This is a genomic window from Bifidobacterium sp. LH_230 (assembly GCF_056357555.1).
The window spans coordinates 30,094-44,829 of sequence record NZ_JBKEWJ010000006.1; the positions used below are offsets into that span (position 1 = coordinate 30,094).

General features: G+C 64.0%; 15 protein-coding genes. 6 read left to right on the forward strand and 9 right to left on the reverse strand.

Annotation, left to right across the window (positions count from 1 at the left end):
* Positions 1-111: 111 nt before the first annotated feature.
* Genes AC1A0G_RS03980 through AC1A0G_RS03990 form a run of 3 tightly spaced genes read left to right on the forward strand, consistent with a single transcriptional unit; the run spans position 112 to position 3,179 of the window.
* Complete coding sequence (locus AC1A0G_RS03980) at positions 112-2,073, forward strand: hypothetical protein (protein WP_476527699.1); 1,962 nt, start codon at positions 112-114, stop codon at positions 2,071-2,073.
* 21 nt (positions 2,074-2,094) lie between these two features.
* Positions 2,095-2,748: an ABC transporter ATP-binding protein gene (locus AC1A0G_RS03985; protein ID WP_476527702.1), complete on the forward strand. Its 654-nt coding sequence runs from the start codon at positions 2,095-2,097 to the stop codon at positions 2,746-2,748.
* Between the two features lie 56 nt (positions 2,749-2,804).
* A complete protein-coding gene (locus tag AC1A0G_RS03990; protein WP_476527704.1) occupies positions 2,805-3,179 on the forward strand; it encodes a hypothetical protein in 375 nt (124 codons plus the stop codon).
* A gap of 43 nt (positions 3,180-3,222) precedes the next feature.
* On the opposite strand, the gene AC1A0G_RS03995 is transcribed toward AC1A0G_RS03990, so the two are convergent.
* Positions 3,223-3,930, reverse strand: coding sequence for an SOS response-associated peptidase (locus AC1A0G_RS03995; RefSeq protein ID WP_476527706.1), 708 nt, complete (start codon positions 3,928-3,930; stop codon positions 3,223-3,225).
* A gap of 86 nt (positions 3,931-4,016) precedes the next feature.
* The gene (locus AC1A0G_RS04000; RefSeq protein WP_476527709.1) at positions 4,017-4,316 is read right to left on the reverse strand and encodes a DUF2316 family protein; all 300 of its coding nucleotides are present in this window, start codon (positions 4,314-4,316) and stop codon (positions 4,017-4,019) included.
* Positions 4,317-4,554: 238 nt separating this feature from the next.
* On the opposite strand from AC1A0G_RS04000, the gene AC1A0G_RS04005 reads away from it, so the two are divergent.
* Positions 4,555-5,514 carry an aldo/keto reductase gene (locus tag AC1A0G_RS04005; RefSeq protein WP_476527711.1) on the forward strand — a complete coding sequence of 320 codons (960 nt, stop codon included), beginning with the start codon at positions 4,555-4,557 and terminating at the stop codon, positions 5,512-5,514.
* Between the two features lie 51 nt (positions 5,515-5,565).
* Here AC1A0G_RS04005 and AC1A0G_RS04010 read toward each other — a convergent pair whose 3' ends face one another.
* The 3 genes from AC1A0G_RS04010 to AC1A0G_RS04020 all read right to left on the reverse strand — a co-directional run bounded on the left by AC1A0G_RS04010 (position 5,566) and on the right by AC1A0G_RS04020 (position 9,723).
* Positions 5,566-6,195 carry a pyridoxamine 5'-phosphate oxidase family protein gene (locus AC1A0G_RS04010; RefSeq protein ID WP_476527713.1) on the reverse strand — a complete coding sequence of 210 codons (630 nt, stop codon included), beginning with the start codon at positions 6,193-6,195 and terminating at the stop codon, positions 5,566-5,568.
* Positions 6,196-6,400: 205 nt separating this feature from the next.
* Complete coding sequence (locus AC1A0G_RS04015) at positions 6,401-8,938, reverse strand: FtsX-like permease family protein (protein WP_476527715.1); 2,538 nt, start codon at positions 8,936-8,938, stop codon at positions 6,401-6,403.
* Positions 8,935-9,723: an ABC transporter ATP-binding protein gene (locus tag AC1A0G_RS04020; protein ID WP_476527717.1), complete on the reverse strand. Its 789-nt coding sequence runs from the start codon at positions 9,721-9,723 to the stop codon at positions 8,935-8,937. Before AC1A0G_RS04020 ends, AC1A0G_RS04015 begins: the two co-directional genes overlap by 4 nt.
* A gap of 242 nt (positions 9,724-9,965) precedes the next feature.
* On the opposite strand from AC1A0G_RS04020, the gene AC1A0G_RS04025 reads away from it, so the two are divergent.
* On the forward strand, positions 9,966-11,114 hold the full coding sequence (locus AC1A0G_RS04025) for a sensor histidine kinase (RefSeq protein WP_476527719.1): 1,149 nt from the start codon (positions 9,966-9,968) through the stop codon (positions 11,112-11,114).
* 24 nt (positions 11,115-11,138) lie between these two features.
* Positions 11,139-11,864: a response regulator gene (locus AC1A0G_RS04030; RefSeq protein WP_476527720.1), complete on the forward strand. Its 726-nt coding sequence runs from the start codon at positions 11,139-11,141 to the stop codon at positions 11,862-11,864.
* Positions 11,865-11,930: 66 nt separating this feature from the next.
* Here AC1A0G_RS04030 and AC1A0G_RS04035 read toward each other — a convergent pair whose 3' ends face one another.
* The 4 genes from AC1A0G_RS04035 to AC1A0G_RS04050 form a co-directional block, all read right to left on the reverse strand.
* Positions 11,931-12,710, reverse strand: coding sequence for an ABC transporter permease (locus AC1A0G_RS04035; RefSeq protein ID WP_476527722.1), 780 nt, complete (start codon positions 12,708-12,710; stop codon positions 11,931-11,933).
* Complete coding sequence (locus tag AC1A0G_RS04040; RefSeq protein ID WP_476527724.1) at positions 12,707-13,054, reverse strand: hypothetical protein; 348 nt, start codon at positions 13,052-13,054, stop codon at positions 12,707-12,709. Before AC1A0G_RS04040 ends, AC1A0G_RS04035 begins: the two co-directional genes overlap by 4 nt.
* Before the next feature lie 99 nt (positions 13,055-13,153).
* Positions 13,154-13,540 (reverse strand): hypothetical protein, encoded by a 387-nt coding sequence (locus AC1A0G_RS04045; RefSeq protein ID WP_476527726.1) that lies wholly within the window; start codon positions 13,538-13,540, stop codon positions 13,154-13,156.
* Positions 13,537-14,487, reverse strand: coding sequence for an ABC transporter ATP-binding protein (locus AC1A0G_RS04050; protein ID WP_476527727.1), 951 nt, complete (start codon positions 14,485-14,487; stop codon positions 13,537-13,539). The genes AC1A0G_RS04045 and AC1A0G_RS04050 overlap by 4 nt, the downstream gene beginning before the upstream one ends.
* Positions 14,488-14,736: the final 249 nt, after the last annotated feature.

A 14,736-nucleotide genomic window follows, 5' to 3' on the forward strand; every position in this document is an offset into this window, starting at 1 on the left:
GGGACATCGCTGGAATCCGGGGGTCGTCGCACGTACGGTGAAGCCGATTCCCAACGGCGTATCGGCCGGTGGGAAGTCGCGGGAATCGTTCCCGGTGAAAAGGAGATCGTCATGCATCGCAGACTGTTGATGGTATCGTCCACGCTGATGTGCGCGCTGGCCGTGTTCGTGGCATGGGTGCTGTGTGATCTGCATGACCGTTCCCTGCCGCAGGCATTGCATCCGTCCGCCGTGGTCACCGTGACGCTGCCGGATGGCATGGATGACAGCGACGCGCTGCATCGGTTGGCCGAGCGGGACGGCACGCTCGGTTTGGGGTTGGTGAAGATCCTGCCGGATATGGAGCATGGCACCGACGCGCAGGTGTTCGTGCCGTTGACTGGCACCACGTTGCGAGGATTGGACATTGGGGCGACGATTCGCCGGTTCGGCGCTCTGCCCGACGGCACGGTCGCCGGATCGGATCGTCTGGACAGTGCGTCGGCCGACGGACAGTATCTGATATGCGGGCGATGGGATGATTCCGTTCGCAAAGGTTTGGATGCGTGGGCGGCCGGCGTGGGCGTGCGGCTGGAATACGGCGACGATGATCTGACCGGCGATCTGCGCATGCTGCTGGGACAGTCGAGTTTTCGCATCGCCGTGGGTTCCGCGGTGGCGTTGACGGCCGTGCTGGTGTTGTTCTGGCTGTCGTTCAAGGCGCGTTCGCGCGCTTTGCGTGTGTTGGCCGGGGTGCCGGCGTGGAAGATTCAGGTCGATGACGCGTTCGGTCTGATGCTGCCGATGCTGGCGGTTGCCGTGATCGTGGACGCAGCGGCCGCGCTGGGTGTGCTCGTGTCGCGTGGCGGGGTGTTCGTCCCGTATCTGCTGCGCGTGATGCTGCTGTTGGAGTCGGTGATTCTCGCCTGTCTGTTGGTGTTCACGCTGGTGTTGTCGGCCGCCTGTTGGCCGTCCGTGCGCATGATCGCCGATCGGCGGCCCATGCCGCGGGGAATGTTGCGGGCGAGCGTGTTGGTCAAGGCCGTGGTGTTCGTCGCGGTATTGGCCGTGATCGCCCCGTCGGCGGTTTCGTTTCGCGAGGCGTCCGATGCGGCGCGCGAACAGTCCGTATGGCAACGGCTACGCGATCAGGTGTCCGTATCCATTACGTTCGGCCCCGGCCACGCTGATATGGATGTGAAGGCCGCCGCCCTGGTCCGTGCGATGGAGCGGCAGGGTAAGGCGGCATTGTCGTACACGTTCACGGACGGACCGGAGAACAGGACCACGGCGGATACGCCGGTGTCCGGTCTGGTGACCCGGTCCTGGCTCGATCTGGTCGGCATCGACCCCGACGCCACGAACGGTATCACGCCGGTGGGTGCCGATCGGCTGGACGAGCGGACCCGACAGATCGTCGACCAGTTTGCCACGTGGGCCAAGAACGGCACGCAAGCCGACCGATTGCGCGCCGAGTCGCGATATTACGTGGCGGACGGCGTGACCGTGCCGCTGCTCAAAGGCGGGTCCGACGACATGCTGTTCTCCCGTCACGCAACACTCGTCGTCGTACCGGATCTCGACGGATTCTCCGATTCCGGATTCCTCACGCCCGCACTCTCCTCGCGCAACATCGTCCTGACCGGACTCGACGACACGCGCCGGCAGGTCGCACGGGCTGGATTGGGTACGGCGGTGTCGGTGCGGTACATCGCCGAAGCGCAGATCCTGCGCGCCCAGTTCTCCGCGTATTTCGCATGGATGCAGGCCGCCGCGATCATCCTGTTGTTGGCCGCGTTCGCGATGGTCGCCCTCGTCGGCGCCGACGTGCGCGCCACCCTGCGTGCCGGTCACGATTATCCCCTGCTGCTGGCCGGATACGCGCCCGGACGTCTCGCCGCACCGACGATCCTCATGGAAACCCTGTTCGCGTTGGTCGCAGCCGGCATCGTCTGCGTCGTGATCATCACACAACAATCGGACGGCGTCTCGACCACCCTGCTCGCCGTCATGTTTGCCGCGCTGTTCTCCGACATCTGCCATCGCACGGCCACCGTCAGCCGGTTCCGCGCGATCAACGACCGCACCCTATAAAAACCTTCAAGGAGCATCACCATGACCACCATCACCTGCCGGAATCTCTCGACCGGCATCAACGGACACACCATCACCGGCGACATCAACCTCGACATCACGCCCGGCACTATGACCGCACTGACCGGGCCGAGCGGCTGCGGCAAGACCACGCTCCTGCACACCATCGGCTTGTTGCAGACGCCGACGGCCGGCACGCTGACCATCGACGGCATCGACACGACCGGTTGGAACCAGCGGCAGCGCCGCCGGTTCTGGCGGGACAAGGCCGCGTTCATCCTGCAGGACTACGGCATCATGGACGAGGAGACCGTCGGTTTCAACGTCAGCATGCGGCTCAACAGTCTCGGATTGGCGGTCGGAGGCGATCGTCGACGCATCCGCAACGCCCTGTGCCTGACCGGGTTGACCGGTCGCGCCGACGAAACCGCGTCGCATTTGAGCGGCGGCGAAAAGCAGCGTCTCGGCATCGCCCGCGCCATCTACAAGAACGCGTCCATCATCCTCGCCGACGAACCCACCGCCTCGCTCGACGCCGGCAACCGCGCGAACATCATCCGGCTCCTGCGCGAACGCGCCACGCAGGGCGCGGCCATCGTCCTCGCCACCCACGATCCCGTGCTCGTCGACGTCTGCGACCGCATTTATCGGCTCAACAGCCGTGCCGGTCAATAGGATTTCACCATTCCATTAGACGAAACACGCACAATCACACATCACAGGAGCCGATCATGACCATCTCATCCCGTCCCCGTACCATCGTCATCGCCGCAACGGCCGCGTTCCTTGCGGCCGCGCTCATCGCCGCGGCACTGGTCGTCACCGGTACGATCACGTTCCACCGCGCCGACAGCGTCCCCTGCAACAGTCTCACATCCTACGAGCAGGTACAGGCCGCAGTCAGCGGCAAGTCCGGCATCATCACGCGCATCAAACACGTCGGCACCGACGTGAGCGTAATCCCGGCCAAGGCCGAATGCCCGGATTCGACCGAACAGCTCGGCTACCTGCGCGTCACCTACGCCACCGACGACGAACGCGACGCCATTCAACACATCCTCGGCGATGAGGAACTTGGCATATACGTCACTCTCGGCAAGCGGTGATCACGACGATTCCGCCCGGTATTACACGACCCGGTATTCCACGTCAGAACAGGATGGGCGTCTGAACCTGCGGCAGCGGACGGATCAACGCGCGGCCGTCGTCGGCTGGACCGAACGCGGCGACCTCGTGGAAGGCAAGTTTTCGTGACAGTTCGATACCGCCCGTCTGCATATCCGCGACCAGCGACGCGCCATCGACCGAACGGTCAAGCCACGTGCCGGTCATGTCGCGCGGCACGAGCAGCGGCATGCGGTCATGGACCGTGGCCGGACCATCCACCGCCTGACAGGTGAGGATCGTCGCGGTCAGCAGCCACGGCGCCGGACTGTGCGGCTGCGGGGCACGCCACCATGAGAACAGTCCGGCCAGGAACAGCGGCGCCTCGTCCGGCGCATGGAAAAAGTACGGTCGGCGGCCGCGATATTCGTAGTATCCGGAGGCGGGGATGATCGCGCGCATGGACCTAGCCGCATCGGCGAACGTGGGCTTGACGCACGCCGATTCGACGCGTGCGTTGTACGTGGGATACGCCAGTTCCCTGCCGGTACTCCATGCCGGGATCAGCGACCAGTGGGCGCCGGTCAGGTGACGTTTGCCGTCCCTGCCCTGCGCCACGATGCCGATGGTCCGCTTGGGGCGGAGATTGTATGACGGCTGCGGAAGCGCGGCGGGATCGACGGCATCCTCATCCGCGTCGAATTGGGCCGCAATCACATCCCAGTCAAGGTCGGCCGCAAAGCATCTGCACATGGCGTCAGCGTATCACCCGACGATCCGCAAACGACTCAACCTGGTCCGTCATCGATGCGACCGAATACGTCATTGGCCGACGCGACTCAGCCGAGCCGATTCGCGTCGATGACCCGATCGTCCAGAAACCAGTAGTCGTGCGGGTCGCCGCGCAACGCGCTGAACGGCACCGGCTCCACGCCGGCGGCCGCGGCCTTATCCAACAAATACCGGCGCACGATCCACGGGTATTCCAGCACGCCGGACCGCAGTTCGATGATACGTTCGACACTCGCACCGGGTACGCCGAAATCGGCGCCGATCTGCTCTGCGGTCAATCCCAGCAACGCCATGTTCTCGCGAAACTCGCGAATGGTCGCCGCACGCTGCTCGCTCGTCAACGACATGTCGCACTCCCCTACTTTCTCATACTGAAATTCCTGACGACAACGATAGCCGGAGTTTCGCCATCGTGTTCTCAGCCGGCAGCGGAATGACCTCGCATACGGATGCCTGATCGCGGGAGAATGATGAGGGCGCGACTGCGGGCCGTCCGTCCAGCCGACGTCAGATGGACGAACGGATGGCCGGTTCGCGGCGCTCGCAATGATTCCGTACGTGTGGTACGCAGGAAAGGATGGCAACATGACCGATCAGCGTGTAAAGGTGGGCAACAGCGAGCTGGAAGTGTTCCCGCTGGTATTGGGTGGCAACACGTTCGGCTGGACGAGCGACGAGGCGACCAGCCGCAAGGTGCTCGACGAGTATGTCGAGGCCGGCGGCAACTTCATCGACACCGCCGACGTGTATTCGGCGTGGGCTCCGGGCAACGCGGGCGGCGAGTCCGAGATCATCCTCGGCCGCTGGCTGGCCGTGCGGTCCAACCGCGACAAGGTGGTCATCGCCACGAAGGTGAGCGAGCATCCACAGTATAAGGGGCTTTCGCATGACAACGTGATCGCCGCGGCGAACGAGTCGCTGCTGCGCCTCGGCGTCGATACGATCGACCTGTACTACGCGCACTTCGACGACAAGAACACGCCGCTCGAGGAGACCGCGGCCGCGTTCGACGAGCTGGTCAGGGCCGGCAAGATCCGCGCGATCGGATTGTCGAATTACACGGCCGACCGCATCGAGGAGTGGTTCCGCATCGCCCGCGAGCACGGCTATGCGCTGCCGGTCGCGTTGGAGCCGCATTACAATCTCGTGGCCCGCGGCAACTACGAGCGCACGCTCGCGCCGGTCGCCGCACGCGAAAACCTCGCCGTGTTCCCGTACTTCTCGCTGGCCGCAGGATTCCTGACCGGCAAGTACCGTTCCGCCGCCGACGCGGAAGGCAAGGCGCGTCAGGGCATGGTCGCCGACTATCTGACCGCCGACGGGTTCGCGCTGATCGACGCGCTCGACGCGGTGGCGAAGGCGCACGGCACGGCGATCGCGACGGTCGCGCTCGCATGGCTGCGCCACCGTCCGCAGGTCGCCGGTCCGATCGCGTCCGCCCGCACGCCCGAACAGCTGCCCGCGTTGCTTGACTCGGTGTCGCTCGATCTGACCGCCGACGAGATCACCGCGCTCGACAAGGCGTCCGAGCCGTTCGCCAAGTAACGGTTGACGATACGGATGGTTATTGAGGGCTGATGCTGGTTGTAGCCGGTATCAGCCCTCAACGTGTTTGTGCGACATTGTGCCGTGTCCGCGATTCGGCTTGACATGGGACTTCGCCGTGAGTCGGGTCGATTCGATCTTCCACACGGTGACGCTGTTCACCTGCGCGTCGGTGAATTCGACATGCGGCATATGCGCCTGATGTGCCATGAGCAGCTGCAGTCCGCGACGGCGTTCGTCGAGATCGTCCACGATCGAGGCGACGCCGTCGCCGACGATCGACGTGAACGCCTCGCCCCAGTTGCAGGCCGTACGCCCTTCGATCACCTCGCAATCCGTGCGCATGGCGAACGATACGGCGAGCCGGTTGCCGGCCGCGCGGATCGCGTCGAGCTTGCGTCCGTACCGCGCGGAATGCATCCACAACGTCAGGTCGCCGGTCGCCGGATCATAGTCGTACCCGAAGTTCAGCGGCACGATCGTCAGTCCCTCGGCATCCGCATACGCCATGTCGACGATGTCGCACCGGCCGATGATCTCAGCTATCTGTTCACGGTCGACGATCTCCCGGTCCGCCCGCCGCATACGCCGATGCTCGCCGGCGACCGTACGCTCGTCGTCCCGTCGCTTCGGCCGTTGCGTGCCGTCGGTTGGCCTGTCGACAGCATTTTCCACACTCATGATCGATGTTCTCCGATCTCAGTCAATTGCATTAAGAAACCACTCTACCGGCGGTCGCTAGTCTCGGGCGAGCGGCATACGATCAAAGAGCTTTCTCCACAGGCTGATCGCGTATCCAAAAATCAGATATATTCGATTTCTTCCCGTTGTTCAGCACTGAAATCAGATACATCTGATTTCCTGCACGGCAGAGTTACCCTCCCATTCAGCTGGTGAGGCCTTGTGCGGGTTGGATTCGGGTGGCATTGCGCGTGGGGATGGCCGCGGCGAGAAGTGCTGCTATGAGGATGGCGGGGATGAGCACGCCGATCTGCGTCCACGGCAGTCGTGTGGTGAATTGGCCGGTCATGCCGCCGATCTGGGCTTTGACGCCGGCGATGCCGAGCGGCAGGCCGACGAGCAGCCCGATAAGGGTGCCGATAATGGTCAGGGTCAGTGCTTCGATGATGATTTCCGTGCGGATGATGCCGCGTCTGGTGCCGAGTGCGCGCAGCATGCTGATCTCGTTGGTGCGTTCGATGACGGACAAGGCGAGCTGGTTGGCGAGCCCGGTCAGGCTGATGATGACGGTGATGGCGAGCATCGTGTAGGAGAGCATGAGCAGCATGTTGAGCACGTTGAGGATGTCGTTGCTTTCCGCGATGCCGCCGCCGACCGTGGCGTTCGGATCGGCCACGGCCAGCCGGTTGACCTGGCCGGCGAGCTGGGCGCGGTCGATGCCGGGCCTGGCCTTGAACCAGATCATGCTGATCTTCAACACCGGCTCGATGGTGGCGGCGTTCTGCAGTGCAGCGAGCTGACCGTCGGTGATGATGACCGCAAGCTTCGGTGATTCGGTGAGCTGCGAGGCGTGCGCCCTGACCGTGACGGGAACACCGGCGACGGTGAATGTGAGCGTGTCGCCTTCCTTGATGCCGAGGGTGCTCATGTAGCGCGGGTGGACGAGCGCGACCGGCACGCCGTTCTCCTCGCCGGCGTGCCACTGGTCGTCCTTGGCGAAGACTGCGGCGGCGTTATCGGGGATGACGTCGAGTATCCGGGGTGTGGTCTTCGCCCCGTCCGGTGCCTGGTCGATGGCGATGGTGCGTATCGGGTAGGAGGCTTGCGCGTCGGTGATTTCGCGGGCATGCTGCAGGACCTTGTCGGAGAGCGTGCTGTTGTCCAGCGTGTAGAGGGCGGCGCTGACCGGGTAACGGTGGTCGAGGTCGGCGTTGATGGTGGCGGTGCCGGTGGCCGCGGCCGAGGAAAGCGCGGCGATCAGGCTGATGCCGAACGCGACCGCGGTGATAGTGCCGCCCGCGCGTCGTGCATTCGCCGTCAGGCTTGCCGCGGCCAGTTTGCCCGCCAATCCGCAAACGGATAAGACCGTACCGATGGCGGGCATGAGCATCGCGACAAGTCCGGGCAGAACAAGCACGAGGCCGAGTGCCAAGGCGAGTCCACCGGCCAGCGCGATGGGCATGTGGAAGCCGGCCGCGCCGATCCATAACAGCGCGACGCCGGCGATCGCGCACACTGTGCCGAACACGATGCGCGGAATACTACCGTTATGCGTCCTGCCACTCGCCTTCACGTCGTTGTTGCCGTCTCCGGCCTGTGCCGCTCCGTCCAATGCCTGGATGGGTGGGATGCGCGTGGCGTGGCGTACGGTCGTCCACGCGGTCAATACCGTGGCCAGAATGGTCAGCAGTAGCGTTCCCGTCAGCAGGAGCGGGTTGGCGGCGAATCCACCGAACGCCTGGCCCATCACCGTCATGGCCGTGTACCCGCCGCCCACGCCGATCAGGGCGCCGACGAGCGTGCCGGCTATGGCGGTGATCAGCGCTTCGGACAATACCAGCGAACGAATGTTCGCCCTGCGCGCTCCGATCAGACGCAGCATGGCGATGTCGCGCGTGCGTTGCGCGATGAGCGTACGGTAGGTGCTGGAGATCACCATCATCGCGCAGAGTAGGGCGATGACGGCGAACACCGCCATGATCACGGTCAGCTGCGTGCTGCCGCCGGCCATCATCGCCGACGCCTGCCGGATCATCTCCGCGCCCGTGACCGCCGTGACACCATCCGCCCTGGCCGCCGTCGCAAGACGTTGGGCGACCGAATCGATGTCGGAGGGGTCGTTGAGTTTGACGAACAGTTCACCCGGCGTCATATCACCGAAGTACGTCGGGTCGGCGTAGATCGCGTAATCGGTGCCGGTCATCGGCTTGAACCGCACATCATTGATGCCGCTGACCGTCACCATATGCTTCGTGCCGTCGGATGATTTCAACGTGACCGTGCCTCCAACGTTCACGCCGAGCTTGCCGGCAGTATCCTGCGAGACGACGATCTGGTCGGCGGACCGCGGCCAGTCGCCGGACTCCAATCCGAACCAGCGCAGGGACGGGTCACGGGCGACGGAATACACGTTCGCCGTGCCACGCGCATCCGCACCGTATACGGTGACCGTGGCCGCATAATACGGGGACGTCGCCCTCACCTTGCCGTTGACACGCGCCTTGGCAAGCACGTCCTCGGCCCACGAAGGCTTCAATGCTTTCACGTCGGCGTCGCCGGGGTCAATGATGACATCCACCGGCTTCAACGGTGCAGCCGTGACCGTGGCCATGCTCGCGGTGGACGTGCCCTGGAACACGACCGTGCCCGCCAGCATCGCCGCCGACAACACCACCGCCAACAGGACGGCGAGCAATCGGGACGGGGAATGCCTGATCTGCGCCCACGCCATCCGGATCATCATGCACCCGCTTCCGCATTCGCCGGTTCGGCGCTTTGTTCGAGCACGCGCACCACGTCCACCGCGACCGGATGCGCGATATCCGCCGCGATCAGCCCGTCACGCACCACGAGCGCCCGGTCGGCGTAGGCGGCGGCGTTCGGGTCATGCGTGACCATCACGATCGTCTGCCCGCAACGCGACGCCATATCCCGCAATATCGCCAGCAATTGGCGTGACGACTTCACGTCCAGCGCACCGGTCGGCTCGTCCGCGAACACCACCGCGGGATTCCCGGCCAGCGCGCGGGCGACCGCCACACGCTGCCGTTGCCCGCCGCTCATCTCCTGAGGCTTGTGATCGAGCCGGTTCTCGATGCCCAGCTCACGCGCGATCCCGCGTATGGCCTGCCGGTCCGGCTGCCTGCCGCGCAGCGTGAACGGCAACTCGATGTTCTGCTCCGCCGTCAGATACGGCAGCAGGTTGAAATCCTGGAAGATGAACCCGATCCGGTCACGCCGCAGATCGGACAACGCGTCATCCGACAACGTCGAAATATCCACGCCATCGATGATTACCCGGCCGGAAGTCGGCGTATCCAAACCCGCCAGCAGATGCAGCAACGTGGTCTTGCCCGACCCCGACGGGCCCACGATCGCCGTGAACCTGCCCTTCTCGAACCGGGCCGTGATACCCGCCACCGCAACTGTCTCGGCCATGCCGGAACCGTATGTCTTGCGTACGTCAAGCGCTTCGGCCGCCGCCGGGTACACGGTCATACCGGTGCTCGTTCCTGTTATGCCTGTCATGCCAGCCCCTTCCTGCGTTCCGCAGGCGATCCGGCTGCCGATGCGTCGAATCGTCCATGCACACAACCAACCTACGGGGATGGAATCGTGCGGGGTATCGTCCGAACGGATCACGTTTCATGTGCATGGCACTGGAGTACGAGCGGCATGGTACCTGGGTATGAACTCCCGTGGGATGAGAGAGTGGGAACCATCATTGCGAACCATGCCGTCGGCCAGCCGGCACGGGTAACGTCGTTGGCATGAAGGTTCGTATGGAGGATGTGATCGCCCTGTTCGGCGTGCTGTTGTGCGTGCTGTTCGGTGCGGTGGGCATGGGCGATTGGGTATGGGCGAGCGTGGCCGTCGCCTCCATCGTGTTCGTGCGACGGCGGTTCACCGTATTCGCCGTATTGGCGGCCGTCGTCCCCGCCACTTACACGACGGTCTATGGTTCGTTCACGTTGATCGGCCAGCTCATGGCCATAGCATCCGCGTTCCCGTGCGGGGCCAGTCGGGCGAAGCACTGCCGGCTGATCGGTTTGGTGTCGTGTCTGCTGCCCGTCGTCGCATTCGGCCTGCACCTGGCGATCGCTCGCTCCCCGGATTGGACGATGCCCGTGGCAGGACTGTTCGCGGGCAGTCTGATGCTGGCCGCATGGCAGGCTGGCCAGCTCAACCGTGCCAAGGACATGAGACTTAAGATGGAGGAGGAACGACGGATCATGGCCGAACGTGACAGCGACATGCGTGCGCGGCTGGCCGTCTTGGAAGAACGCATGCGCATCAATCATGAGATGCACGACATCCTCGCCCACACGCTCACCGGCATCACCGTCCAGGCCGAAAGCGGCAGAACGACCACCGCCGACACCGCAGCGCGCACGGTGTTCGCGGACATCTTCCAAGCCTCGCGCGAGGCCGTCGCCGATCTGCGGGCCTTGCTATCCGACAACACGCGAGCAGACCTTTTGCCGGAACCCACGCTCGACCAGTTCGACGATCTCATCGCCGGATACCGGAAGCAGGGACTGATCATCGACCTGCACCAGGAGGACATGAAGCCGTCGTATCTGCCGACGGGATTGTCCCACGCCGTATACCGGGTGGCCGAGGAATGCCTGACCAACGCGCTGCGCTACGCGCAACCCCGCTGCGTCGACCTGTCTCTGACCATCACCGGTGACATCGTTCAACTGCACTGCGAAAACCCATATACGCCTCTCCCGCACCCCAACAGTGTCGAACGACGACGGCATGGGCAAGGTCTTGACGGCATCCGGTGGAGATGCGAGCAATACGATGGTCACGCCAGCGTCAGCATGACGGATGGGCTCTGTTCGATTGATGCCGTCTGGCCGCTGTCGCCATCAACGGGAACCATTGACGACGGCATTGAACAAAACTGCTGACGGGCACGGGCAAGGAGGACGGCAATGCTGACGATGACGAATATGGACGGGACACGGCCCATTCGTGTGATGCTGGTCGACAACCAGACGTTGATCCTCGACGGGTTCGCGCGCATCATCGACGCACAGCCCGACATGAGCGTCATCGCCACGGCCACGGACGGCGAAACCGCGATACGCACGGCCAGGCAGGCCAAACCAGACATGATCCTCATGGACGTGCGCATGCCCGGACTCGACGGCATCCAAACCACGCGCACCATCATCCACGATCTGCCGGAAACGCGCGTCATCGGGCTGACCTCATACGACACCGACAACTACGCGATCGGCATGCTCGACGCCGGAGCCAGCGGATTCCTCCTCAAAAACAGCAGCGCCGAACGGTTCCTCGACGCCATACGCGCCACCGTCTCGGGCAACACCGTCATGGACGCCACCACCATGAACCGCCTCAACCAACGCCTCACCGCCACCGTTTACGCCCAGACGTCAACGACGGCAAAAACATCCGCGGACGACGGAGAGACCTCGGATAGCGGGAACAACGATCTCCCCGATTTCACCAGCCGGGAACACGACATCCTCGCCCGCATCGTCCAAGGCGACTCCAACGACCAGATCGCCGAGAGCCTAGGCATCAGCGTATCCACCGTCAAAACCCACATCGGCAACATCCTCAGGAAAACCGGCCAAGCCAACCGCGTCCGCCTCATCCTTTGGGCCGCACGCCACCTTCGCGGACTGTGAAGTATTCTTACTGGCGGGGGCTCTTATTTTTGCAGGATCGGCCTAGCTCTATGAGATTTTTGAACGTCAGGCATGGATATCGTGTTTCTCCAGTATGAGGGAGGCGATGGCGATGATGATGAGAGTCATGCCGATGGATGTGCCGATGCTGATGCACATGGTGGCGGGCGTGACGGGATCGACCGGGAACGAGGTGCCGATGCGGCTGGCGGCGGAGCCCATCATGGTGGCCCGGGTGAGGATGCCGTATGGCAGGAAGTATGCGGGAGTCAGGTGCAGGAGCAGGAGGAACGTGTTGGCGCCGGCCAGGACGAGTCCCATGGCGACGGGAGGGGCGAACGGCCGGATGAAGCAGGAGAATGCCGACTGGGCGGCGGCCACGGGCAGGCAGGCGATCATGGAGGCGAGCACGCTCCACCAGTATTCAGACGGCAGCATGCCGGGTAGTCCCGCGAGCTTGCCCACGAGGATCGCGGTGATGAGGAACACGGGTTGCATCAGTGCCGACAGCAGCCCTATGGCGAGGGTCTTGCCCGTCATGACGCCCCATGCGGGTGTTCCCAAGCTCATCAGGGCGTTCCAGTTGCCGCCCTTGTGTTCGACGCGCCAGACGAGCGAGGCGATGACGGCGATGCCGACCGCGTACATGGCCATACCGTAGAAACCTGTTGCGCGGGCCCACAGGAGATGACAGCCGTCCGTGCCGGACCCTCCCGAGATGAGGGTCATGCCCGTGCCGGTCAACACCATGATCAGCGGGTAGAGGACGACGAAGATTCCTATGCGTGAGCCTTTGATCTTCGCCAATTCGCAGGCCATGAGACCTGCAAGGTTCGCGTGTTTCATGAACGGGCCTCCATTCGGTCGAATCGTGCGGTGATCCACAGGAACATCACGGCGGCAATCACGGCGAGTACGCCGACCGCGGCATACGGGGTGTCGTTCCAGACGAGCGATTCCCCTTGGTATCCGGCGGGCATGATCTTCGCGTACGCGCCCCACAGCGTCGGATAGGCGAGCCAGTCGGGGAACGCGCCGGCGAAGTTCGCCAACAGGAACCCGATCAGGCCGATGCCGATGCCGGCCAGTTGGTTCTCCACGCGTGAGGCGATGAGGAGCTGCACGGCGAGCACGATCAGGCTGATGGTGGTCACGGCGACCGTGTAGCCGGCGATTCTCGGCCAGGGCACCGGTCCGGTGACTCCGACGGCCAGAGCGAAACCGGTGGTGGCCGCGACGGCGAGCAGGGAGACGAGAATGACCGGTAGTCCGGTGGCGATGAATTTGACCTAGCACAACCGGCCCGGTGCCAGTCCCGCGGTGGATTGGAACAGCCACCCGTTGCCCAGATGCTCGATGTCGGCTTGACGGCTGGCGATGACCGCCAGCAGGATCGGCATGAGCATCGAAAATCCCGCTCCCATGCAGGCCGTGACCAGTTTCCATGCCGTGCCGTCCGTATCGGTGAGGTGTCTGGTCAGTCCGGCGCCGAGGCTTTCGAACATGGTGGCGCCGATGATGCCCACCGGCATCAGGATGTAGAGGGGCAGGACCTTGAGCCGGTGCATCTTGGCGTATTCGTTCATGATGGCCCGGCGCAGCATGCCTTCGTTCCTTGACTGCGGGGCCGCGGTGTCGGCATCGGGCGTGGCCGCACCCGGGGTTTTGTGTCTCATAGGCTTCCCGCTCCCGTCAAACGCATGAAGATGTCCTCCAGGCTTTGTTCGCGGCGGCGCACCATGAAGATGCGTAGGCCCTGGCTCACGAACCATGCGATGATATCGGCGGTCGTGTCGTGAGAGCCGATGCCCGGTACGGCCAGTGTCCGGTCTTCGAGGGCGAGTCCGGTGTAGCCGCGTGATTCCAGCAGGGTCTTCGCCTTCGCCGGGTCGTCGGTTTCGACGAGCAGGTCGGGTGTGGCCTTGGAGAACAGTTGGGAGCGCGTGCCTTGGAACAGGAGACGTCCTCGTGACAGGATGCCGAGTGTGTCGCAGGTCCTGTCGATCTCGCCGAGCAGGTGGCTTGATATGATCACCGTGACGCCCTGATCGCGCAGGCGGGCGAGCAGGGCGCGGATCTCCTCGATGCCGGCAGGGTCCAGCCCGTTGGTCGGCTCGTCCAGTATCAGCAGTTGCGGCGAGCGTGCGAGTGCCATGGCGATGCCGAGGCGTTGCTTCATGCCCAGCGAGTAGTTGCGTACGAGCTTGTCCATCTGGCTTTCCATGCGCACCGCGTGCACGGCCGTGTCGATCTGACGGTCGCTCAGCGAGAGCAGGCGTTGGACGATGCGCATGTTCTCCTCGCCGGTCAGGTGCCCGTATCCGGGAGGCGATTCGATCAGCGAGCCGATGTGTGTCAACTGCTCGCCCCGGGTCCTGCGGTTCATGGGTCGTCTGTCGATGATGATGTCGCCTCCGGTGGGTTGGACTAGGGACAGGAGCATCTTCATCGTGGTGGATTTGCCCGAACCGTTCGGGCCGAGGAACCCGTACACGCTGCCGCGCGGCACGAGCAGGTTCAGATCGTCGACGACCGTGCGGTCGCCGTAGCGCTTCGTCAGATGATGGGTGGACACCATCGCGTCGGATGGATACCCTTGCCGGGATTGTCGTTGGTTGCTCATGGCATCCATGATTCCCGGGATCCGCCGCCCCTGCCATTGGCCGGATGGACTATTCGCGTCCGGTGCCGCTAGTCGTTTCGGACTAGTCGAGTCGCCATCACCGGTCGTCGGCGGAGACAAGGCCGATGCGGTAGGCCAACACCGCGGCCTGGACGCGGTTGCATGAGCCGGCATCGACTTGACCGGTTGCAGGCCATCATCTCGTTGCCGATAGCTTGCCGCAATGGGCGTATTCGGATTTTGGATTGC